Here is a 20,804-nt window from a genome sequence, read left to right on the forward strand (position 1 = left end):
CCGAGCTCTCATTCCGCAAGCAACGAAGCAGTTTGCCCGTTATGACACACCGCCCAACACCACCCTTCATCGCACGCTATTGCTCGGGCAGGATTTCGATCCAGTAACCGTCAGGGTCTTCGATAAAGTAGAGTCCCATTTTCTCATTCTCGTAACATACGCACCCCATTTCCTTGTGATAACGCCGTACTTCGTCGTAATCGCCCGGAACGCGCATGCAGAGATGATACTCACACTCTCCCAGATCGTAGGGCTCCACACGGTCGCGCAACCAGGTAAGTTCAAGCAGAAAGCCGGTCTGCTCGTCGGTCAGATAAACCAAAATAAACGAATCGTCGGCCGCCACCTTCCGACGTTTTTCCTTTAGCCCCAACGCCTTCTCATAAAAGGCAAGACTGCGCTCCAAATCGAGCACATTAAAATTGTAATGATCGAATTTACTTTTGATAACCATCTTGTTTTCGATTTAAAAAGTGATACATTCTCCTGTTTTTCTCCATCCGGCGAAACGACATCCCGCCTTTTCGGCATACGATCGGAAAGCGTTTGCCGTCTCGTACGACTCTCCAAAGTGCATCGGCGCAAACCAATCCGTATGAAGCGCATCGACAAACTGTTCCGCCCCGCGCATATAGTTTGTTCCCAATCTCGCATCGACGGGAAACATCGCTAAATCAAGGCGCTTCGTTACATTCGTCAAGGTTTTAAGTTCGCGCAGATAAAGTCGTTCGCTGGCCATCGCTTCTTCTTCCGTCGACTCCTCGTCCCAATGCCAGTTATTGAGATCGCCCGCATGAAAAATCATTTTCCCTTCCGTCTCGATCAGAAACGAAACACCGACATCGGTCGAGCCGAAAGCCTTGACACGTACAAGTTCATCCTCCCACACCTCGCCTTTGATTAAAAAGGAGGCGTCATCTGCCGAAACAAGCTTCTTTTTCAGGATGTCTTTTGAAAGCACATAGCGGATGTCGGGATACTTCTCCTTCCAAGTCAGTATCTCCGGATTAAAATGGTCGGGATGCCAATGCGTACAAAGCACATATACGCGTCCCGAGCAGTTGGACAACGCACGTTCTACGGCCTTGTTTTCCGAATCCTTCCAGTAATCGATAATCAGTATACTTCGCTCGGTTTGTACGAGATACCCACTGTGGAAGATATATGTCAGTTTCATTCGTTTTTGTTCTTTTTTCTTGCAAAGGTACATTTTTTGCCTAATTCTCCCCTCGTCCCATCGATTTATTCAGCCCCCATTTTTCTTTTCGTTTCCCGAAAAAATGATATCTTTGCGCCGACTTTCCGGAACGAATTGATCCATTTTCCACATCGTCCGGTCACAAGTCAACTAAATCAAGCAAACATTTTTTTGTAGAAACTGCTCCCTGTGGGACGAATATCCTGCAGGGAGAAAAAACGTATGATGACGATGAAAAAAAGAATGTTTGTGATATGCGCGGGACTGGTGACGGCCATCGCCGCCTGCGCCCAAAAGATGGCCGTAAAAAGCAATGTGCTTTACGATTTGACGACGACGATCAACGTCGGCGTCGAATACGCACTTTCCGACCGGTGGACGATAGAGGTCAGCGGCAATTACAACCCGTGGACGTTCACTCAGACCCTTAAAAACGGCGACGGAACGGTACTGGAGCGATACGACGGAATGTTGCGCCACTGGATGGTACAGCCGGAAGTGAGGCGATGGCTGCGCCACACGTTCGACGGCCATTTCGTCGGGCTACACGCATTGGCAGGGCACTATAATTGCGGCGGACTGGGTATCCTGCCCAACGGATGGGCTGACGGACGACAAGGCACCGACGGCCTGCAACACAAACGCTTCGAAGGATGGATGGCCGGTGCAGGTGCGGCATATGGCTACCTCCTGAAACTGAAAGGACGGCTTTGGCTCGAATTTTCGATCGGAGCAGGTTACCTCTACCTCGACTACGACAAATACGCACTCCGCGAAAACAAGCCGAGAGAAGACAGCCGTTATGCACATTATTTCGGGCTGACAAAGGTCGGTGTCTCGGTTGTCCTTCCGCTTAAATAGCCTCCCGGCTCCGAAGCCATATGACACCGCTTGGGTTTTAACAATTAAAATCATACCTTTGCACGACGAACAAGAAAACAGAACGTAAAGCGCATGATCAAAGCATTGCAGCAATTAGGCGAGTATGTATTGCTGATGAACAAAGTGTTCACCATCCCGACACGATGGAGCATGTTTTTCAAGCAATTAATGCGTGAGATCTATAAGCTCGGCGTCGATTCGCTCTGGATCGTCGTCATCATCTCCGTCTTTATCGGAACGGTTATCGCCATACAAATCTCGCTGAACATCACCTCACCGCTTATCCCCAAATTCACCATCGGATTTACGACACGCGAAATCATCCTGCTCGAATTCTCGTCGTCCATCATGTGTCTGATTCTGGCGGGCAAAGTGGGCAGTAACATCGCCTCCGAAATCGGGACGATGCGGGTAACGGAACAAATCGACGCAATGGAGATCATGGGGATCAATTCGGCCAACTTTCTGATTATGCCGAAAATCGCCGGTATGATGCTCTTTATCCCCGTACTCGTGATCTTCAGTATGACGACCGGTATCTTCGGCGGTATGTTCGCCAGCTATATCGTAGAAGGGATGACCCCCTCTTCGTTCGAATTCGGGCTGCAATACTTCTTCAATCCGTTCTACATCACTTATTCGATGATCAAGTCGGTCGTCTATGCCTTCATCATCTCTTCGGTCGCCTCCTTTTTCGGCTACAACCTCAAAGGCGGCTCGCTCGAAGTAGGTAAAGCCAGTACGAACGCGATTGTCATCAGCAGCATCCTGATTCTGCTGGCTGACGTAATCTTAACTCAAATCATGCTTACCTGATGATCGAAATCAAGAACCTGACGAAAGCCTTCGACGGACGTGTTGTGCTCAACGACATTAATGCCGTCTTTGAAACAGGAAAAACGAATTTGATCATCGGACGAAGCGGATCGGGCAAAACCGTCATGCTCAAAAGCATCATCGGGCTGATTCGCCCCGACGCAGGAGAAGTATCCTACGACGGACGCAATATCGTGAAGATGAGCAAAACGGAACTGAACCTGCTGCGCCGCGAAACAGGCGTACTTTTTCAAGGCTCGGCACTCTTCGACAGCATGACAGTGCTCGAAAATGTGATGTTTCCACTCGATATGTTTTCGAAAGAAACGGCCCGCGAACGTGAAAAACGCGCCATGTTTTGTCTCGAACGTGTCAACCTCTCCGAAGCGTACGACCTCTACCCTTCCGAAATCAGCGGGGGAATGATGAAACGCGCGGCCATCGCCCGCGCCATCGCACTGCAACCCCAATACCTGCTCTGCGACGAACCGAACTCCGGACTTGACCCGAAAACCTCGTTAGTCATCGACAACCTGATTCAGAGCATCACGAAAGAATACAACATGACGACAATCATCAATACGCACGACATGAATTCGGTCATGAATATGGGCGAAAACATCATCTTTATCAAGGAAGGGATAAAAGAATGGCAGGGCACAAAAGAACAGGTTGTCTCGTCGAACAATAAAGCGCTGAACGATTTCATTTTCGCTTCCGATCTACTGCGCAAAGCCAGCGAGTTGGAAGAACAACAATTGCGCGAAGGATAACGCTTCTGCACTCCGTCCCGCACACCTTCAAAAAACAGATTCGCCACTTTCCATACAACGCAAAAAGAATGCAGAATCCCGCGTGTGCTACGCGAAATCCTGCATCTTCACAGTTTACTGCTATGTGTATTTACTCTGCCGCTTTTTCTTCGGCCGAGGTTTCTGCTACCACCGTTGCATCGCTGGCGCTCTTCTTACGCGAACGACGCGTCTTGGCTGCCGCCTTCTTCGTCTTGGTCGTCAACATGTTTTCGTTGAAGTCAACCAGTTCGATAAAGCACATGGCCGCATTGTCGCCGGCGCGCGTACCCGTCTTAATGATACGGGTATATCCACCCGGACGATCCACTACCTTCGGCGATACTTCGGTAAAAAGAATTTTCACCGCATATTTGTCCTGCAACGAAGCAAATACGACACGCTGTGCATGATCCGTTACCTCTTTCGACTTCGTGATCAGCGGCTCTACATATTTGCGTAACGCTTTAGCCTTGGCCGTAGTGGTAAAGATACGTTTATGTTTAATCAGCGACGATGCCATGTTGGCAAACATCGCTTCACGATGCGCCTTCTTGCGTCCCAAATGATTTACTTTCTTATTGTGTCTCATCGTTTTTTACTCTTTATCTAATTTATATTTTGAAATATCCATCCCGAAGGAGAGATTCAGATTCTCCAACAACTCATCCAATTCAGTCAGCGATTTCTTCCCGAAATTGCGGAATTTCAACAAATCGTTCTTGTTGAACTGTACCAATTCACCCACCGTATCCACATCGGCTGCCTTGAGGCAATTCAATGCGCGTACAGAGAGGTTCATGTCGATCAGTCTCGTTTTGAGCAGTTGACGCATGTGCAGAATATCTTCGTCAAACTCTTCGTTTCCATCCACATCGATCGTTTCCACCGCAATCTTCTCGTCAGAGAAAAGCATGAAATGATGAATCAGGATTTTCGCCGCTTCTTTCAACGCATCTTTAGGATGAATCGAACCGTCTGTGGTGATCTCGAACAAGAGCTTCTCATAGTCGGTTTTCTGTTCCACACGGAAGTTTTCGACCGTGTATTTCACGTTGCGTATCGGCGTGTAAACGGAGTCGATGGCTATCACCTGCACATCGGGATTGGCCGGATCAGCATTTTCTTCGGCCAGCACGTAACCGCGCCCTTTGTTCATCGTCAACTCCATCTGGAACGAAGTCTTCCGATCCAAATGACAGATTTCCAATTCGGGATTCAGGATTTCGAAACCTGCAGGCTTCAGATCGCCGGCTCTCAGCACCTCCGTATTAGCCACCGTCAGGGCAACCTTCGGCAGTTCCTCCAGCTCTTCGGCTACACATTTGAAGCGCACCTGTTTCAAGTTCAGGATGATGTTCGTCACATCTTCCATCACCCCGGGGATTGTTGCAAACTCATGATCCACACCTTCGATTTTCACTGACGAAAAGGCATAGCCTTCCAGCGAAGATAAGAGAATACGGCGTAACGCATTACCGATGGTAATACCATAACCCGGTTCCAGAGGACGAAATTCGAACTTCCCGTAGAAGTTGTTCGCCTCCAACATCAATACTTTATCAGGTTTCTGAAATGCTAATATCGCCATAGGATCATTATTTAGAGTATAATTCGACAATCAGCTGTTCCTTGATGTTTTCAGGAATATCGGCACGCTCGGGCAAGTGAAGATACTTCCCGCTCATCGCGCTTTGCTCCCACTCGATCCAGGGATATTTCGTATGATTGAATCCGGAAAGGGCATCGTTGATCACTTCGAGCGATTTCGACTTCTCGCGAACGCCGATCACCTGTCCCGGTTTCACACTGTACGACGGGATGTTCACGACCTTACCGTCAACCACGATATGACGGTGCGATACGAGCTGACGGGCCGCGTCACGCGTAGGCGCCAGTCCGAGACGGAACACGATATTGTCGAGGCGGCTTTCGAGCAACTGCAACAATACCTCACCGGTAATCCCTTTCGAACGGGATGCTTTCTCAAACATGTTCCGGAATTGTTTCTCCAGTACGCCGTATGTATATTTCGCCTTCTGCTTCTCACGCAACTGTACGCCATATTCCGACGTTTTGCGTCTCCGGTTGTTCCCGTGTTGTCCGGGAGGATAGTTCTTCTTCGACAGAACTTTATCCGCGCCGTATATCGCTTCGCCAAACTTACGAGCAATTTTTGTTTTTGGACCTGTATATCTTGCCATTTTATTCTTTATTTTTAATCGTTCTTCGGAATCTCGGAATCGTGCAGCCGCGATTGCAGAGAGGGTGAATAGTGCAATCTAATCACTTCTTCAGGGATTCGCTTGATCTGTTAATTATACTTTTCTTCTTTTGGGCGGACGGCAGCCATTGTGCGGCAGCGGCGTCACATCGATAATTTCCGACACTTCGATACCGGCTCCGTGAATGGTACGAATCGCCGATTCACGACCGTTACCCGGCCCTTTGATATACACTTTTACTTTGCGCAGGCCTAAATCATACGCCACCTTTGCGCAATCCTGAGCAGCCATCTGAGCGGCATAGGGCGTGTTCTTCTTCGAACTGCGGAAACCCATCTTACCGGCCGACGACCAACTGATTACCTGACCATCATTATTGGTAAGCGACACAATAATGTTGTTGAAAGAAGAATGAATATGGGCTTGACCATAAGCTTCTACCTTCACTTTTCTCTTTTTTGCTGCGACTGTTTTCTTTGCCATCTTTACTGATTATTTTGTAGCTTTTTTCTTGTTTGCAACTGTCTTTTTTCTTCCCTTACGCGTACGGGCATTGTTCTTTGTGCTCTGACCGCGCAACGGCAGACCGATACGGTGACGCACCCCACGATAGCAACCGATATCCATCAAGCGCTTAATGTTTAACTGCACTTCCGAACGCAAATCACCTTCTACCTTATATCCTTCACCAATGACCTCACGGATCTTGGCCGCTTGATCATCTGTCCAATCCTTGACCTTGATATTCTTATCAACGCCCGCTTTTGCTAAAATCGAGTTGGAAGCGCTGCGACCGATACCGAAGATATAGGTCAATGCGATTTCCCCTCTCTTGTCTTGTGGCAAGTCCACACCAACTATTCTTATCGCCATATTATTTAGATGTTTAGTTTATTTGCTGTTTACTACTAACCCTGACGTACCTTGAACTTGGGGTTCTTTTTATTAATCACATATAAACGCCCCTTCCGGCGTACAATCTTGCAGTCGGGCGTCCGTTTCTTTAAAGATGTTCTTACTTTCATCGTTCTATCTCGTTTTTAGTTTTTTTCATTTATAGCGGAATGATATCCGACCTTTCGACAAATCATAAGGCGACATTTCTACGCGTACCTTATCGCCGGGAAGAATCTTGATATAATGCATTCGCATCTTCCCCGATATGTGTGCCGTAATCTCGTGCCCGTTCTGCAACTCGACCCGAAACATCGCGTTCGAGAGCGCCTCTACGATCACTCCATCTTGCTCTATTGCAGCCTGTTTAGCCATATATTATATTTCTTTTCCTACTATTTCTTCCAAATATTCGAATGATGACAGAATCGTCGGCCCTTCAGGACGTATCGCAATGCAATGTTCGAAGTGCGCCGAGCATTTTCGGTCTTTTGTCCGCACGGTCCAACCGTCCGACTCGAACACGACATGTTTAGTGCCCTGATTGATCATCGGCTCGATACAGATGCACATTCCGCTCTTCAATACCGGGCCGCAACCGCGTCGACCATAATTGGGGACTTCAGGTTCTTCGTGCATCTTGCGTCCGCATCCGTGCCCTACCAACTCACGTACGACAGAGTAGTTCTGCTTCTCGCAATACATCTGCACCGCGCTGCTGATGTCGCCCACCCGGTTTCCCACACGGGCTTGCTCTATCCCTTTATACAAGGCTTCCTTCGTCGTGCGCAACAGCTTACGGACATCTTCAGCAACGTTGCCGACACAAAACGTGTAAGCCGAATCACCCACAAAGCCGTTCAGCTTGGTTCCGCAATCGATCGAGACGATATCCCCGTCTTTCAAGACTGCCTTGTCCGACGGGATGCCGTGAACAACATGTTCATTGACCGAAGTACAAATCGAGTTCGGGAAACCTCCGTATCCCAAAAAAGCGGGTTCCGCCCCATGATCGCGTATGAATGCTTCTGCAATCTTATCGAGTTGAAGGGTGGTGACCCCCGGCGCAATGTGTTTCGCCAATTCGCCCAGGGTCTTTCCCACTAATTGATTCGCAGCGCGCATCAATTCTATCTCTTCATCCGTCTTCAGATAGATCATCGTTAATATGCGGCTATGGACCCTGTCCGTCCTTTGATTCGTCCGGACTTTAACAATCCGTCATAGTGACGCATCAAGAGATGACTTTCTATCTGCTGCAAGGTATCCAGTACCACACCGACCAAAATCAACAACGACGTACCGCCGAAGAACTGGGCAAACCCTTGACTGATTCCCAGAATCCGTGCAAAAGCCGGCATAATGGCGACGATAGCAAGGAAGATCGCCCCCGGAAGGGTAATCCGGCTCATGATCTCATCCAAGAATTCTTTCGTTGCCTTTCCGGGTTTTACGCCGGGGATAAATCCGTTGTTTCGTTTCAGGTCGTCTGCCATCTGTGTCGGATTAATCGTAATAGCCGTATAGAAATACGTAAATGCGATAATCAACAAGGCAAACACGAAGTTATACCAGAATCCCGTATTATCCATAAACGCCTGCATAAAGGCACTGTTTTCGCCCGTACTGGAAAATCCGGCAAGCGAAATCGGAATAAACATAATCGCCTGCGCAAAGATGATCGGCATTACGTTAGCCGCATTCACCTTCAACGGAATATACTGACGTGCACCGCCATACTGTTTATTTCCGATAATGCGTTTGGCATATTGAACAACGACTTTGCGCGTTCCCTGTACCAACAGAATGGCACCGGCCATGACCAGAAGCAGGAACAAAATTTCAAAGAGGAACATCACCAGACCTCCGGATTTCTCCGTTACGCGCGATGTGAATTCTTCAAAAAGCGAATGGGGCAGACGGGCAATGATTCCAATCAAGATGATAAATGAAATACCGTTCCCGATACCTTTGTCGGTAATACGCTCACCCAACCAGAGAACAAACATACTACCTCCGGCCATGATAATAGTCGAAGATACTTTGAACCACCAATCGGTCGGCATCGTCGCACCAACGCTTCTGAGTTGCACGTTCAGGTTCACCAAATAAGCAGACCCTTGCAAAATCAACACAATCACAGTCAGATAACGCGTCCATTGATTGATCTTTTTCCGGCCGCTTTCTCCTTCACGCTGCATCTTCTGGAACGAAGGAATCACAATCGCCGCCAACTGCATCACAATGGATGCAGAGATGTAAGGCATGATTCCCAAGGCAAAAATCGATGCGTTCGAGAAAGCACCTCCCGAAAACATATCCAAAAGCGCCATCAGTCCGCCGCGTGTTTGTTCACCCAGCGCCGTCAGATATTTCGGATCGATACCGGGAAGCACGATATACGTGCCAAAACGGTAAATCAGCACCAATAAAAGCGTTATCAGGATGCGTTTCCGCAAATCCTCTATCTTCCAGATATTTTTAATGGTATCAATTGCTCTCATAATTATTCCGCTTTTTCGGCGTTGTCACCCAGTTTGGAAACCGTACCGCCGACTGCCACAATGGCTTCTTCCGCCTTTTTCGAGAAAGCATGCGCTTCGACATCGACTTTTGCGGACAAGGTGCCCTTAGCAAGTACTTTGACTAATTGCGATGCAGAAATAAATCCGGCATTTCGCAACTCTTCCAGTCCGATCTTGTTCAGACTCTTGGCTTCCGAGAGCTCCTGCAAGGTCGAAAGATTGATAGCCTTGTAGGTTACGCGATTGATATTCTTAAAGCCGAATTTCGGCAAGCGCCGCTGAATAGGCATCTGTCCGCCTTCGAATCCTACTTTGTGTTTGTAGCCCGAGCGCGATTTGGCCCCTTTATGACCTCTCGTCGAAGTACCTCCCAGGCCCGAACCCGGACCGCGACCGATACGTTTTCTGGTTTTTACCGAACCTGCTGCCGGTTTCAAATTAGATAAATTCATATCAATTTCTATTTTTTACCGGACACCTTTCTATCAAAGGGTCCTTCGATTATTATTTTTCAATTGAAACTAAATGTTTCACCACCTCTACCATTCCCCGGATCGTAGGAGTATCCTCGTGTTCAACGACACGATTCATCTTTCTCAGTCCTAATGCATCCAACGTTCTTTTCTGAACCTGCGGACATTTAATTCTGCTTCTTACTTGTTTTATTTTGATTGTTGCCATTCGAACTTCCTCCTTCTTTATCCTTTAAATACTTTCTCAACCGACACGTTTCTATTTTGTGCCACCATGGCCGGACTTCTCAGTTCGCTCAAAGCGGCGATGGTTGCTTTCACCAAGTTGTGCGGGTTGGACGAACCTTTGGATTTAGCCAACACGTCCGTAATACCGACACTTTCCAAAACAGCGCGCATAGCACCTCCGGCTTTCACACCGGTACCGAGAGTGGCCGGTTTGATCAGCACTTCCGCACCGCCAAACTTCGCAGCCTGTTCATGAGGAATCGTTCCCTTGTGAATGGGAATACGAACCAGATTCTTCTTGGCCGACTCCGTTCCTTTCGAAATTGCGGTCGTTACTTCACTGGCTTTTCCCAAGCCCCATCCGACAATACCATTTTCATTTCCGACTACGACGATGGCGGCAAAACTGAATGTACGTCCACCCTTCGTCACTTTCGTCACACGATTAATCGCTACCAAGCGATCTTTCAGTTCTAAATCGTTCGTCGATTTTACTCTATTATTTATTGCCATCTTTCTTAAAATTTAAGGCCGCCTTTCCGTGCAGCATCGGCTAATTCTTTAACTCTCCCATGATACAGGTAACCGTTACGGTCGAACACCACGGCCTGTACGCCAGCTTCCTGTGCATTTTTCGCAATCACTTCGCCGACTTTTGCAGCGATTTCCTTTTTCGGAGCTTTGTCCGCCAACTTCAAGGACGAAGCAGCGGCCAACGTCTTTCCGGTCGTATCATCGATCACCTGCGCGTAAATCTGCTTGTTACTTCTGAACACTGTCAGACGTGGGCATTCCGAGGTACCTGATACTTTATTTCGTATGCTTTGTTTGATTCTTAATCTTCTTGTTTCTTTCGTTGCCATATAGTCTATCTCCTATTTCATCGCTTACTTAGATGCAGATTTACCAGATTTTCTTCTAATTACTTCGCCCACAAACTTAATACCTTTTCCTTTGTAAGGCTCAGGCTTACGGAACGAGCGAATCTTCGCACAAATCTGTCCGAGCAATTGTTTGTCGGCCGACTCTAAAATGATGAGCGGGCTCTGATTACGCTCCGACTTAGTCTCTACTTTCACTTCGTCAGGTAGCTGAAGGTAGATGTTATGCGTATAGCCTAACGAAAGATCGAGCAACTGACCGGTATTTGCGACACGATAACCGACGCCCACCAGCACAAGTTCCTTTTTATATCCTTCGGATACCCCTACGACCATATTGTTGATCAAAGAGCGATAGAGGCCGTGCAACGCACGATGCTCTTTTTCATCCGTCGGTCTTTCCACCTTTAATATTCCGTCTTCAACAGACACTTTGATATCGGGATGTACTTTCTGTGAAAGTTCTCCTTTCGGCCCTTTTACAGTGACCGTGTTATCCTTTACCGTAACGGTCACACCGTTGGGTATATGAACAGGTAATTTTCCAATTCTTGACATCGCTATGCTCCTCCTATTAATAAACGTAACACAATACTTCTCCGCCAATCTTCAACTCGCTGGCTTCCTTATTTGTCATCACTCCCTTAGAGGTAGAAAGGATCGCAATTCCAAGACCATTCAGTACTCTGGGCATCTCCCGGTAACCGACATACCGGCGAAGACCCGGAGACGATACGCGCTCTAATTTCTTAATCGCGTTTACCTTATTCACGGCGTCATATTTCAGGGCGATCTTAATCGTTCCCTGCACGCCTTCGTCTACAAACTTAAAGTTAAGAATGTAGCCCTTGTCAAAAAGAATCTTTGTGATTTCTTTTTTCAAATTCGACGCCGGCACCTCTACTACGCGGTGCTGCGCCTTGATTGCATTACGCAATCTTGTTAAATAATCTGCTATAGGATCTGTCATAATATTTAATTAAATTGATCCGGACTATCCGGACAATATTTAACACTCACTTGCTTTCCGCTTTTACCAACTTGCCTTTTTCACTCCGGGAATGAGGCCGTTGGAAGCCATCTCACGAAACTGAATACGCGAAATACCGAACTGACGCATATATCCTTTCGGACGGCCCGTCATCTTGCAACGGTTATGTAAACGCACCGGCGATGCATTTTTGGGAAGAGCCTGCAAGGCGTCATAGTTGCCTTCTTTCTTCAACTGCGCCCGTTTAGCCGCATATTTCGCTACCAGCTTTGCCCGTTTCACTTCGCGGGCTTTCATTGATTCTTTCGCCATATCTCAATTCTTTTTTATATTCTTGAAGGGCAATCCAAACTCGCGCAGAAGAGCAAATCCCTCTTCGTCCGTTTTCGCGGAGGTCACAAAGGTAATATTCATTCCCAATATTTTCGTAATATTGTCAATATTTATTTCCGGGAAGATAATCTGCTCCTGAATGCCGAGCGTATAATTACCACGACCGTCGAGTTTGCTTTCGATACCTTTGAAGTCACGAATACGAGGCAGTGCCACACGTACCAGACGTTCCAAGAACTCATACATACGCTCATGACGCAGAGTAACCATGACTCCGATCGGCATTTTTTTACGCAGTTTGAAGTTAGAGATGTCTTTCTTCGAATACGTAGCGACGGCTTTCTGACCGGTAATACTCGTCAATTCGTCTATAGCCACGTCAATAATCTTCTTATCGGCCGTTGCCATTCCCAGTCCCTGATTGATTACAATCTTCTTCAGTACAGGCACCTGCATAACAGACGTGTAGTTAAATTCTTTCTTCAACGTCGGTATAATCCGGTCTCTGTAATCTTGCTTTATTGTTGCTATCGTACCCATTATTTAATCTCCTCTCCTGATCTTTTAGCATAACGCACTAACTTCCCTTTCACTTCTTTGCGACCCACGCGTGTCGGCTTTCCTGTTTTGGGATCCAACGGGTTAAGGTTCGAGATATGAACCGATGCTTCCTTGGTTTCCCGTCCGCCTTGCGGGTTCTGGGCGTTCGGTTTCGTATGCTTCGTAACCATGTTGACGCCTTCCACAATCGCACGTTTCTCTTTTACGAGCATTTCCAATACACGCCCCGTTTTGCCTTTATCTTCTCCGGCATTTACGTAGACGATATCGCCTTTCTTTATATGTAACTTACTCATCACAATACCATTTTACTGATTAAAGTACCTCCGGCGCCAGCGAAACGATTTTCATATTCGTCGCACGCAGCTCACGTGCTACCGGACCGAAAATACGGCTGCCCCGGATTTCTCCCGCCTGATTTAACAATACACAGGCGTTATCATCGAAACGGATGTAAGAGCCGTCCTGACGACGAATCTCTTTCTTTGTCCGCACAACAACAGCCTTCGATACAGCGCCTTTCTTCATATCACTCGAAGGAATGACGCCTTTTACTGCTACAACAATGATATCGCCTACCGTCGCATAACGTTTGCGCGTACCTCCCAACACACGGATACACAAAGCTTCTTTCGCTCCGCTATTGTCCGCTACTACTAATCTTGTTTCTTGCTGTATCATTTTACTTAGCCCTTTCTATAATCTGTACCAAACGCCATCTTTTCGTCTTGCTCAAAGGGCGTGTCTCCATAATCTTTACCGTGTCACCCACGTTACACTCATTCTTCTCGTCATGAGCATGATATTTCTTCGTCTTATTCACGAATTTTCCGTAAATCGGATGTTTTTCTTTCCATTTTACGGCAACGGTGATGCTTTTATCCATCTTGTTGCTGAATACCACGCCCGTTCTTTCCTTTCTTAAATTTCTCGTTTCCATATCAGGCTTCATGATTATTCGTTATTTAATTCACGTTGACGCAGCACTGTTTTCAGACGTGCAATAGTTCGGCGTTGCTCTTTCATTGAGGCAGGATTATCCAACGGCGAAATGCTATGATTAATCCGCTTCTGATTCAAAGACGACACTTCCGCGTCAATTCTTTCAGCCAATTCTTTGGTACTTAATTCCCTTACTTCTTTAATCTTCATAACATTTACACTGTTTCATTTTGCATATCATAGTCGTAGCGCACAACGAATTTAGTCGTCACCGGAAGCTTCTGAGCAGCTAAACGCAACGCTTCCTTGGCGATATTAAACGGTACACCTTCCACTTCAAAAATCATACGTCCCGGCGTAACAGGAGCTACGAATCCTTCGGGATTACCTTTTCCTTTACCCATACGTACATCCAACGGCTTTTTAGTAATCGGCTTGTCCGGGAATATACGCACCCATACTTGTCCTTGACGTTGCATATAACGCGTAACGGCAATACGGGCAGCTTCAATCTGCCGGCCTGTGATCCATTTCGTACCTAACGATTTGATTCCAAACGAGCCGAAAGCCAACTGATTTCCCCGCTGGGCATTGCCTTTGGCACGCCCCTTTTGGGATCTTCTAAACTTTGTTTTCTTTGGTTGTAACATAGTTCTCTAACTGTTAAATAGTTTAACGATTGGCTTTTTCTTTGTCTCTCTCTCTTCTGCGTTTGAACGGTTTGCCGCCGCGATCACCACGATCACCACGTCCCATACCGCCTTCACCACCCCGACGACCAAAGTCTTTCGTAGTAGTAAACGAAGGAGACAAATCTCTTTTACCGTATACTTCGCCACGGCAAATCCAAACCTTTATTCCAATCAGACCGACTTTAGTCAGCGCTTCTGCCAGTGCATAGTCGATATCGGCACGGAATGTATGAAGCGGCGTACGCCCTTCTTTATACATCTCCGAACGAGCCATTTCAGCGCCGTTCAGACGTCCCGAAACCTGCACTTTTATTCCTTCTGCTCCCATCCGCATGGTCGAGGCGATAGCCATCTTCACGGCACGACGGTAAGCGATTTTTCCTTCCAGCTGACGCGCAATATTATTGGCGACAATCACGGCATCCAATTCCGGACGTTTGATCTCAAAAATATTGATTTGAACTTCCTTGTCGGTAATCTTCTTCAATTCTTCTTTGAGCTTGTCAACTTCCGAACCGGCTTTCCCGATGATGATTCCCGGACGCGACGTACACACCGTAATGGTGATCAGTTTTAGCGTACGTTCGATCACGATGCGCGAAACGCTTGCTTTAGCCAGACGGGCATTCAAGTAGTTGCGGATTTTACTGTCTTCCAGCAAAGTGTCACCATAACTCTTTCCACCGTACCAGTTCGAATCCCATCCACGGATGATTCCCAAACGATTACTAATCGGATTTACTTTCTGTCCCATCTGTTCTTAATTTTGACTTTCTTTATTATTCTTTGCATCTGCCTCTACATTTCTCGTATCGACGAACAAGGTCACATGGTTCGAACGCTTACGGATACGATACCCTCTTCCCTGCGGAGCCGGACGCATACGCTTGAGCGTTGCTGCTCCATCGACATGGACGGACGTAACGAACAACTCTCCGCTTTCTGCTTTCCGCTCATTCTTCTGCTCCCAGTTGGCAATCGCCGAACGAAGCAACTTCTCTACCGGTGTAGCTGCGTCTTTATTGGAGAATCTCAAGACACCCAGTGCCCTAAACACCTCCATGCCGCGAATCATATCGACTACCAGACGCATTTTACGCGGTGAACTCGGCACATTGCGCAATTTCGCGAAAGATACGCTTTTCAAGGCTTCCTTTCTGGCTTCTGCTGATATTTTCTTTCTTCTGCCCATTTATTTTACTTTTTTCATTTTCTTACTTCTTGTTTCCAGCATGGCCACGGAATATACGCGTCGGTGAAAATTCTCCCAGCTTGTGACCCACCATATTTTCGGTGATGAATACGGGAATAAACTTGTTCCCATTATGCACAGCAATCGTATGTCCTACAAAGTCCGGAGATATCATTGACGCTCTTGCCCACGTTTTTATCACCGTCTTCTTACCCGACTCATTCATCGCCAAGACTTTCTTTTCCAATTTCACATTGATATATGGACCTTTTTTTAACGAACGACTCATAGTTTTTCAATTAATCATTTTACTTCTTTCTTCTTTCAATGATATATTTGGAAGACGGTTTCTTCGGTGCTCTCGTCTTCATACCCTTAGCATATAAGCCTTTGCGAGAACGAGGAAGACCTCCGGAGGCGCGTCCTTCACCACCACCCATCGGGTGATCTACCGGGTTCATCACGACACCACGGTTGTGCGGACGACGGCCAAGCCATCTCGAGCGTCCTGCTTTTCCGGATTTCTCCAATGCATGGTCCGAGTTGCCTACGCTACCTACAGTCGCTTTACATGCCGACAATATCTTGCGGGTTTCACCCGAAGGCATCTTGATGATGGCATAATCACCTTCTTTCGATGTCAGCTGAGCAAATGCACCAGCCGAACGAACCAACTTCGCTCCTTGTCCCGGACGAAGTTCGATGTTATGAATAATCGTACCGACAGGGATGCTCTGCATCGGCAAAGCATTGCCGACTTCCGGCGTTGCATCCTTTCCGGACATCACTGTCTGGCCTACTTCCAAACCATTCGGAGCCACGATGTAACTCTTTTCTCCGTCAGCATAATACAACAGCGCGATACGAGATGTCCGGTTCGGATCGTACTCAATCGATTTCACGGTTGCAGGAACGCCATCTTTGCTTCTCTTGAAGTCAATAAAACGAAAACGACGCTTGTGACCGCCACCGATATAACGCATCGTCATTTTTCCGGTGTTGTTACGGCCGCCCGTTCTCTTTTTCCCGACTACGAGAGACTTCTCCGGTGTACTTGCAGTGATCTTATCAAATGCACCGATAACTTTGTGTCTTTGCCCCGGTGATGTGGGCTTTAATTTACGTATTCCCATTTCCTATCAAATGTTACTGAAAAAGTCGATGACTTCTCCTTCTTTCAATGTTACAATTGCTTTCTTATAGGCTGCCTGTTTTCCGTTGATGATGCCGGATTTTGTATAACGGCTCTTGCGCTTTCCCGAATAATTCATCGTGTTCACGCTCTCTACGCTTACGTTATACATCTCTTCAACAGCCTTCTTTATCTGTAATTTATTCGCATCCGGAGCAACACGGAAACCAAAGCGGTTAGGCTTCTTATCCGTAACAGCAGTCTGCTTCTCGGTCACGATCGGCTTAATGATAATTCCCATCTTTTTACCTCCTTATGCGTTTAAAAGTTTCTCAATGACAGCAACAGATTGCTCCGTAAGCACCAGGCTCGCAGCATCCATCACCTTATATGTATTCAAATCCGACGCAGCTACGACCTTCGCACGCGGCAGATTACGAGCCGACAAAGATACGAAATGATTGCTTTCCGGCAAAACCAGCAGCATCTTCTTCCCATCCAATTTCAAGACTTTCAACATCGAAAGGAAGTCTTTCGTTTTCGGGGTATCCATCGTAAAGTCTTCAACCACCATGATCGAATTTTCTTTTGCTTTATACGAAAGAGCCGAGCGACGTGCCAAAGCTTTTACTTTCTTGTTCAGCTTGAAACTGTAATCACGCGGTCTGGGACCGAATACACGGCCTCCACCGACCAACACCGGCGAATTGATATCCCCCCGACGAGCTCCGCCACTACCTTTCTGGCGAATAAGCTTGCGGGTACTTCCGGATACTTCGCTTCTTTCTTTCGATTTATGTGTCCCTTGGCGGTTATTCGCCATATATTGTTTCACATCCAAATAGATCGCATGATCATTCGGCTCAATACCAAACACTGCATCGCTGAGTTCAACCGTTCTGCCGGTTTCTTCCCCTTTTCTGTTAAATACGTTTAGTTTCATTGCCTTACTTCTCAATTAATACGATTGAACCTTTTGCTCCGGGAATAGAACCTTTTACTAACAGCAAATTGTTCTCCGGCATCACTTTGATCACTTCGAGGTTTTGAACCGTTACGCGCACGTTCCCCATTTGTCCACCCATGCGTGTACCTTTGAAGACCTTCGCCGGATACGAACAGGCGCCAATAGCACCCGGTTTACGCGCACGATTGTGCTGTCCATGCGTGGTCTGGCCTACACCACCAAAACCGTGGCGTTTCACGACTCCCTGAAATCCTTTTCCTTTCGATGTACCGATCACATCTACGAAGGAGGCGTCATTCAAAAAGTCTACCGTAAGTACATCTCCGAGTTTATACTCGGCATCAAAATTCTTGAACTCGGCCAAGTGTCGCTGCGGGGCTACGCCTGCTTTTTTGAAATGACCGGCTTCCGGCTTCGTCGTATGCTTTTCTTTCTTTTCCTGAAAGCCCAACTGAATTGCCTCATAGCCGTCCTTTTCCATTGTCTTAATCTGGGTAACCACACAAGGACCTACTTCGATAACAGTGCATGGAAGATTCTTTCCCTCGGCACTGAATACGGATGTCATTCCGATTTTTTTTCCTAATAATCCTGGCATTTCACTTTGTTTTTAATTTTACACTTTAATCTCTACTTCCACTCCGCTGGGCAATTCCAGCTTCATCAAAGCATCTACCGTTTTGGCTGTCGAGCTGTAAATGTCTATCAAACGTTTGTAAGACGACAGTTCAAACTGCTCGCGTGACTTTTTGTTCACGAATGTCGAGCGGTTAACGGTAAAAATCCGTTTGTGAGTCGGCAGCGGAATAGGTCCGCTTACGACCGCTCCGGTAGCCTTCACAGTCTTGACGATTTTCTCGGACGACTTGTCGACCAGCGAATAATCGTAAGATTTCAATTTAATTCTGATTTTTTGGCTCATATCGTTAGTTTCTAATATTATTTGACTAAATCAACCCGCCCTTGTACTTCGGTCAGCACCTGCTTGGCAATTGACGACGATACCTGTGCATAGTGCGAGAACTGCATGGACGAAGTAGCGCGACCGGACGTGATCGTACGCAAAGCCGTCACATAACCGAATGTTTCGGCCAACGGAACTTTCGCTTTGACAATACGGGTTCCCGTACGGCTCGACTCCATACCTTCCACCTGACCGCGACGCTTGTTCAAGTCGCCAATCACATCTCCCATGTTTTCTTCGGGCGTAACAACTTCCAGTTTCATGATCGGCTCCATCAGGACAGGACCGGCCTTTTCCGCCGCACTCTTGAAGGCCTGAATAGCACAAATCTCGAACGACAACTGGTCGGAGTCAACCGGGTGGAACGATCCGTCGATCAACGTCACTTTCAGTTTATCCAACGGGTAGCCGGCCAATACACCATTCGTCATCGCTTTATCAAATCCTTTCTGTACGGAAGGAATGAACTCTTTAGGCACGTTTCCGCCCTTCACTTCGTCGACGAATTGCAAATGACCTTCGAAATCTTCGTCTGCCGGTTCGATACGAACAATAATGTCAGCAAACTTACCACGGCCACCTGTCTGTTTCTTATATACTTCGCGCAGTTCGACAGACTGCGTAATCGCTTCTTTGTACGATACCAAAGGACGTCCCTGGTTACATTCTACCTTGAACTCGCGACGCAGACGGTCTACGATAATTTCGAGGTGAAGCTCGCCCATACCACGAATCACGGTCTGACCGGTTTCTTCGTTCGTTTCCACACGGAAAGTCGGGTCCTCTTCTGCCAACTTGGCCAATCCGGCTCCGAGTTTATCGAGGTCTTTCTGTGTCTTCGGCTCTACGGCCACACCGATCACCGGATCAGGGAACTCTATTGATTCGAGCGTGATCGGATTATTTTCGTCACACAGCGTATCGCCGGTACGAATATCTTTAAAGCCTACTCCGGCACCGATATCACCACAGCCGATTTTCTCCATCGGGTTCTGCTTGTTCGAGTGCATCTGGAACAGACGCGAAATACGCTCTTTCTTTTCGGAACGCGTATTCAGCACATACGATCCGGCCTCCATTTCGCCCGAGTATACGCGGAAATAGCACAGACGACCTACATACGGGTCTGTAGCGATCTTAAACGCCAAAGCCGTAAGCGGCTCTTCGGGAGTCGGTTTACGCTCGATGGTAACATCCGGATTACGCGGATCATGTCCTGTGACAGCCGCCGTATCATCCGGGCTCGGTAAATAAGAGCAAACGGCATCGAGCAACGTCTGCACTCCTTTATTCTTAAACGACGAACCGCAGATCATCGGATTGATCTTCATGTCAATTGTACCCTTACGGATGGCAACACGAAGCTCATCCTCCGTAATCGTCGAAGGATCGTCAAAATATTTTTCCATCACCGTGTCATCACACTCGGCTACGGCTTCAAGCATTTTATCGCGCCATTCCTGCGCCTCGGCCAACAGTTCGGACGGAATTTCTTCGACCTCATATTTGGCTCCCATCGTTTCATCGTGCCAAAAAATCGCCTTCATGGTCACGAGATCGATCACACCTTTAAAGTTTTCTTCGGCACCGATCGGAATCTGAATCGGACAGGGAGTTGCTCCCAACACGTCACGCACCTGACGAACCACCTCGAAGAAGTTTGCTCCCGAACGATCCATCTTGTTTACGTATCCGATACGCGGCACATTGTATTTGTCAGCCTGACGCCACACCGTTTCCGACTGGGGTTCTACCCCGCCCACGGCACAAAATGCGGCTACCGCGCCATCGAGAATACGGAGAGAGCGTTCTACCTCAACCGTAAAGTCTACGTGACCCGGAGTGTCTATCAAGTTAATTTTAAATCTCTCATTGTTGTAATTCCAGAACGTCGTGGTGGCAGCCGAAGTAATCGTGATGCCGCGCTCCTGCTCCTGTTCCATCCAGTCCATCGTAGCGGCACCATCGTGTACCTCACCGATTTTATGCGTCAGACCGGTATAAAACAAAATACGTTCCGAAGTGGTCGTTTTTCCCGCGTCGATATGGGCCATAATGCCGATATTACGCGTATTTTTCAATATTGCATCTGCTTTGCTCATCTTCTTCTCTCATTA

At 47.4% G+C, this 20,804-nt stretch carries 36 protein-coding genes; 3 read left to right on the forward strand and 33 right to left on the reverse strand.

Translation table 11 applies throughout. From position 1 onward, the window contains the following. Nucleotides 1-76: 76 nt before the first annotated feature. Entirely contained in the window at nt 77-454 is a 378-nt protein-coding gene (locus Q4A89_RS07630; RefSeq protein ID WP_303184699.1) for a VOC family protein, read from the reverse strand. 12 nt (nt 455-466) lie between these two features. Continuing rightward, nucleotides 467-1,177: an MBL fold metallo-hydrolase gene (locus Q4A89_RS07635; protein ID WP_303184700.1), complete on the reverse strand. Its 711-nt coding sequence runs from the start codon at nt 1,175-1,177 to the stop codon at nt 467-469. A gap of 252 nt (nt 1,178-1,429) precedes the next feature. Here Q4A89_RS07635 and Q4A89_RS07640 point away from each other — a divergent pair, with 252 nt between their 5' ends. The 3 genes from Q4A89_RS07640 (at nt 1,430) to Q4A89_RS07650 (ending at nt 3,669) form a co-directional block, all read left to right on the forward strand. Then, a complete protein-coding gene (locus tag Q4A89_RS07640; protein ID WP_303184702.1) occupies nt 1,430-2,059 on the forward strand; it encodes a DUF3575 domain-containing protein in 630 nt (209 codons plus the stop codon). Nucleotides 2,060-2,152: 93 nt separating this feature from the next. Continuing rightward, nucleotides 2,153-2,896, forward strand: coding sequence for an ABC transporter permease (locus tag Q4A89_RS07645; protein ID WP_303184703.1), 744 nt, complete (start codon nt 2,153-2,155; stop codon nt 2,894-2,896). Beyond that, nucleotides 2,896-3,669, forward strand: a complete 774-nt coding sequence (locus Q4A89_RS07650; RefSeq protein ID WP_303184705.1) for an ABC transporter ATP-binding protein — start codon at nt 2,896-2,898, stop codon at nt 3,667-3,669. Before Q4A89_RS07645 ends, Q4A89_RS07650 begins: the two co-directional genes overlap by 1 nt. 130 nt (nt 3,670-3,799) lie before the next feature. On the opposite strand, the gene rplQ is transcribed toward Q4A89_RS07650, so the two are convergent. The 31 genes from rplQ to fusA form a co-directional block, all read right to left on the reverse strand. Continuing rightward, nucleotides 3,800-4,279, reverse strand: a complete 480-nt coding sequence (gene rplQ, locus Q4A89_RS07655) for a 50S ribosomal protein L17 (protein WP_303184706.1) — start codon at nt 4,277-4,279, stop codon at nt 3,800-3,802. Nucleotides 4,280-4,285: 6 nt separating this feature from the next. Further along, nucleotides 4,286-5,278: a DNA-directed RNA polymerase subunit alpha gene (locus Q4A89_RS07660; RefSeq protein ID WP_303184707.1), complete on the reverse strand. Its 993-nt coding sequence runs from the start codon at nt 5,276-5,278 to the stop codon at nt 4,286-4,288. 7 nt (nt 5,279-5,285) lie between these two features. Then, entirely contained in the window at nt 5,286-5,891 is a 606-nt protein-coding gene (rpsD, locus tag Q4A89_RS07665) for a 30S ribosomal protein S4 (protein WP_303184708.1), read from the reverse strand. A 114-nt stretch (nt 5,892-6,005) separates the two neighbouring features. Beyond that, complete coding sequence (gene rpsK, locus Q4A89_RS07670; RefSeq protein WP_014224921.1) at nt 6,006-6,395, reverse strand: 30S ribosomal protein S11; 390 nt, start codon at nt 6,393-6,395, stop codon at nt 6,006-6,008. Nucleotides 6,396-6,404: 9 nt separating this feature from the next. After that, entirely contained in the window at nt 6,405-6,785 is a 381-nt protein-coding gene (gene rpsM, locus Q4A89_RS07675) for a 30S ribosomal protein S13 (RefSeq protein ID WP_303184710.1), read from the reverse strand. A gap of 35 nt (nt 6,786-6,820) precedes the next feature. Next, nucleotides 6,821-6,937: a type B 50S ribosomal protein L36 gene (gene ykgO / locus Q4A89_RS07680; protein ID WP_014224919.1), complete on the reverse strand. Its 117-nt coding sequence runs from the start codon at nt 6,935-6,937 to the stop codon at nt 6,821-6,823. 25 nt (nt 6,938-6,962) lie between these two features. Then, nucleotides 6,963-7,181: a translation initiation factor IF-1 gene (gene infA, locus Q4A89_RS07685; RefSeq protein ID WP_303184711.1), complete on the reverse strand. Its 219-nt coding sequence runs from the start codon at nt 7,179-7,181 to the stop codon at nt 6,963-6,965. 3 nt (nt 7,182-7,184) lie between these two features. Beyond that, nucleotides 7,185-7,967 (reverse strand): type I methionyl aminopeptidase, encoded by a 783-nt coding sequence (gene map / locus Q4A89_RS07690; RefSeq protein WP_303184713.1) that lies wholly within the window; start codon nt 7,965-7,967, stop codon nt 7,185-7,187. Between the two features lie 2 nt (nt 7,968-7,969). Then, on the reverse strand, nt 7,970-9,310 hold the full coding sequence (gene secY / locus Q4A89_RS07695) for a preprotein translocase subunit SecY (protein WP_303184715.1): 1,341 nt from the start codon (nt 9,308-9,310) through the stop codon (nt 7,970-7,972). 2 nt (nt 9,311-9,312) lie between these two features. Next, nucleotides 9,313-9,783: a 50S ribosomal protein L15 gene (rplO, locus tag Q4A89_RS07700; protein WP_303184716.1), complete on the reverse strand. Its 471-nt coding sequence runs from the start codon at nt 9,781-9,783 to the stop codon at nt 9,313-9,315. Nucleotides 9,784-9,835: 52 nt separating this feature from the next. Further along, complete coding sequence (gene rpmD, locus Q4A89_RS07705) at nt 9,836-10,012, reverse strand: 50S ribosomal protein L30 (RefSeq protein WP_124752212.1); 177 nt, start codon at nt 10,010-10,012, stop codon at nt 9,836-9,838. Between the two features lie 17 nt (nt 10,013-10,029). Continuing rightward, nucleotides 10,030-10,545 carry a 30S ribosomal protein S5 gene (gene rpsE / locus Q4A89_RS07710; protein ID WP_124752213.1) on the reverse strand — a complete coding sequence of 172 codons (516 nt, stop codon included), beginning with the start codon at nt 10,543-10,545 and terminating at the stop codon, nt 10,030-10,032. A 5-nt stretch (nt 10,546-10,550) separates the two neighbouring features. Next, nucleotides 10,551-10,895 carry a 50S ribosomal protein L18 gene (gene rplR / locus Q4A89_RS07715; RefSeq protein WP_014224912.1) on the reverse strand — a complete coding sequence of 115 codons (345 nt, stop codon included), beginning with the start codon at nt 10,893-10,895 and terminating at the stop codon, nt 10,551-10,553. A gap of 24 nt (nt 10,896-10,919) precedes the next feature. Next, nucleotides 10,920-11,471: a 50S ribosomal protein L6 gene (gene rplF / locus Q4A89_RS07720; RefSeq protein ID WP_303184717.1), complete on the reverse strand. Its 552-nt coding sequence runs from the start codon at nt 11,469-11,471 to the stop codon at nt 10,920-10,922. Nucleotides 11,472-11,487: 16 nt separating this feature from the next. After that, entirely contained in the window at nt 11,488-11,883 is a 396-nt protein-coding gene (gene rpsH / locus Q4A89_RS07725) for a 30S ribosomal protein S8 (RefSeq protein WP_124790541.1), read from the reverse strand. A 63-nt stretch (nt 11,884-11,946) separates the two neighbouring features. Beyond that, nucleotides 11,947-12,216 carry a 30S ribosomal protein S14 gene (gene rpsN / locus Q4A89_RS07730; RefSeq protein WP_303184718.1) on the reverse strand — a complete coding sequence of 90 codons (270 nt, stop codon included), beginning with the start codon at nt 12,214-12,216 and terminating at the stop codon, nt 11,947-11,949. A gap of 3 nt (nt 12,217-12,219) precedes the next feature. Continuing rightward, entirely contained in the window at nt 12,220-12,777 is a 558-nt protein-coding gene (gene rplE / locus Q4A89_RS07735; RefSeq protein ID WP_303184719.1) for a 50S ribosomal protein L5, read from the reverse strand. After that, entirely contained in the window at nt 12,777-13,094 is a 318-nt protein-coding gene (rplX, locus tag Q4A89_RS07740) for a 50S ribosomal protein L24 (RefSeq protein ID WP_124752218.1), read from the reverse strand. The genes rplE and rplX overlap by 1 nt, the downstream gene beginning before the upstream one ends. 19 nt (nt 13,095-13,113) lie before the next feature. After that, nucleotides 13,114-13,479 carry a 50S ribosomal protein L14 gene (rplN, locus tag Q4A89_RS07745; protein ID WP_014224906.1) on the reverse strand — a complete coding sequence of 122 codons (366 nt, stop codon included), beginning with the start codon at nt 13,477-13,479 and terminating at the stop codon, nt 13,114-13,116. Between the two features lies 1 nt (nt 13,480). Continuing rightward, complete coding sequence (rpsQ, locus tag Q4A89_RS07750; protein ID WP_014224905.1) at nt 13,481-13,750, reverse strand: 30S ribosomal protein S17; 270 nt, start codon at nt 13,748-13,750, stop codon at nt 13,481-13,483. 2 nt (nt 13,751-13,752) lie between these two features. Beyond that, on the reverse strand, nt 13,753-13,950 hold the full coding sequence (rpmC, locus tag Q4A89_RS07755; protein WP_124752220.1) for a 50S ribosomal protein L29: 198 nt from the start codon (nt 13,948-13,950) through the stop codon (nt 13,753-13,755). A 5-nt stretch (nt 13,951-13,955) separates the two neighbouring features. Then, nucleotides 13,956-14,390 carry a 50S ribosomal protein L16 gene (gene rplP, locus Q4A89_RS07760; RefSeq protein ID WP_124752221.1) on the reverse strand — a complete coding sequence of 145 codons (435 nt, stop codon included), beginning with the start codon at nt 14,388-14,390 and terminating at the stop codon, nt 13,956-13,958. Nucleotides 14,391-14,412: 22 nt separating this feature from the next. Continuing rightward, entirely contained in the window at nt 14,413-15,186 is a 774-nt protein-coding gene (gene rpsC, locus Q4A89_RS07765) for a 30S ribosomal protein S3 (RefSeq protein WP_124752222.1), read from the reverse strand. Between the two features lie 6 nt (nt 15,187-15,192). Beyond that, nucleotides 15,193-15,624: a 50S ribosomal protein L22 gene (rplV, locus tag Q4A89_RS07770; protein WP_303184721.1), complete on the reverse strand. Its 432-nt coding sequence runs from the start codon at nt 15,622-15,624 to the stop codon at nt 15,193-15,195. 22 nt (nt 15,625-15,646) lie between these two features. Beyond that, nucleotides 15,647-15,913, reverse strand: a complete 267-nt coding sequence (gene rpsS / locus Q4A89_RS07775) for a 30S ribosomal protein S19 (protein WP_014224899.1) — start codon at nt 15,911-15,913, stop codon at nt 15,647-15,649. Nucleotides 15,914-15,932: 19 nt separating this feature from the next. Then, nucleotides 15,933-16,757 carry a 50S ribosomal protein L2 gene (gene rplB, locus Q4A89_RS07780; RefSeq protein ID WP_124752224.1) on the reverse strand — a complete coding sequence of 275 codons (825 nt, stop codon included), beginning with the start codon at nt 16,755-16,757 and terminating at the stop codon, nt 15,933-15,935. 6 nt (nt 16,758-16,763) lie between these two features. Beyond that, nucleotides 16,764-17,057 carry a 50S ribosomal protein L23 gene (gene rplW, locus Q4A89_RS07785; RefSeq protein ID WP_303184722.1) on the reverse strand — a complete coding sequence of 98 codons (294 nt, stop codon included), beginning with the start codon at nt 17,055-17,057 and terminating at the stop codon, nt 16,764-16,766. A 12-nt stretch (nt 17,058-17,069) separates the two neighbouring features. Continuing rightward, entirely contained in the window at nt 17,070-17,699 is a 630-nt protein-coding gene (gene rplD / locus Q4A89_RS07790) for a 50S ribosomal protein L4 (protein ID WP_303184724.1), read from the reverse strand. A gap of 4 nt (nt 17,700-17,703) precedes the next feature. Next, entirely contained in the window at nt 17,704-18,321 is a 618-nt protein-coding gene (rplC, locus tag Q4A89_RS07795) for a 50S ribosomal protein L3 (protein ID WP_303184725.1), read from the reverse strand. 18 nt (nt 18,322-18,339) lie between these two features. Beyond that, nucleotides 18,340-18,645 (reverse strand): 30S ribosomal protein S10, encoded by a 306-nt coding sequence (gene rpsJ / locus Q4A89_RS07800; RefSeq protein WP_014224894.1) that lies wholly within the window; start codon nt 18,643-18,645, stop codon nt 18,340-18,342. A gap of 17 nt (nt 18,646-18,662) precedes the next feature. Continuing rightward, on the reverse strand, nt 18,663-20,789 hold the full coding sequence (gene fusA / locus Q4A89_RS07805) for an elongation factor G (RefSeq protein WP_303184726.1): 2,127 nt from the start codon (nt 20,787-20,789) through the stop codon (nt 18,663-18,665). Nucleotides 20,790-20,804 lie beyond the last annotated feature (15 nt).

The organism is Tannerella sp. (assembly GCF_030528505.1).
GTDB lineage: Bacteria > Bacteroidota > Bacteroidia > Bacteroidales > Tannerellaceae > Tannerella.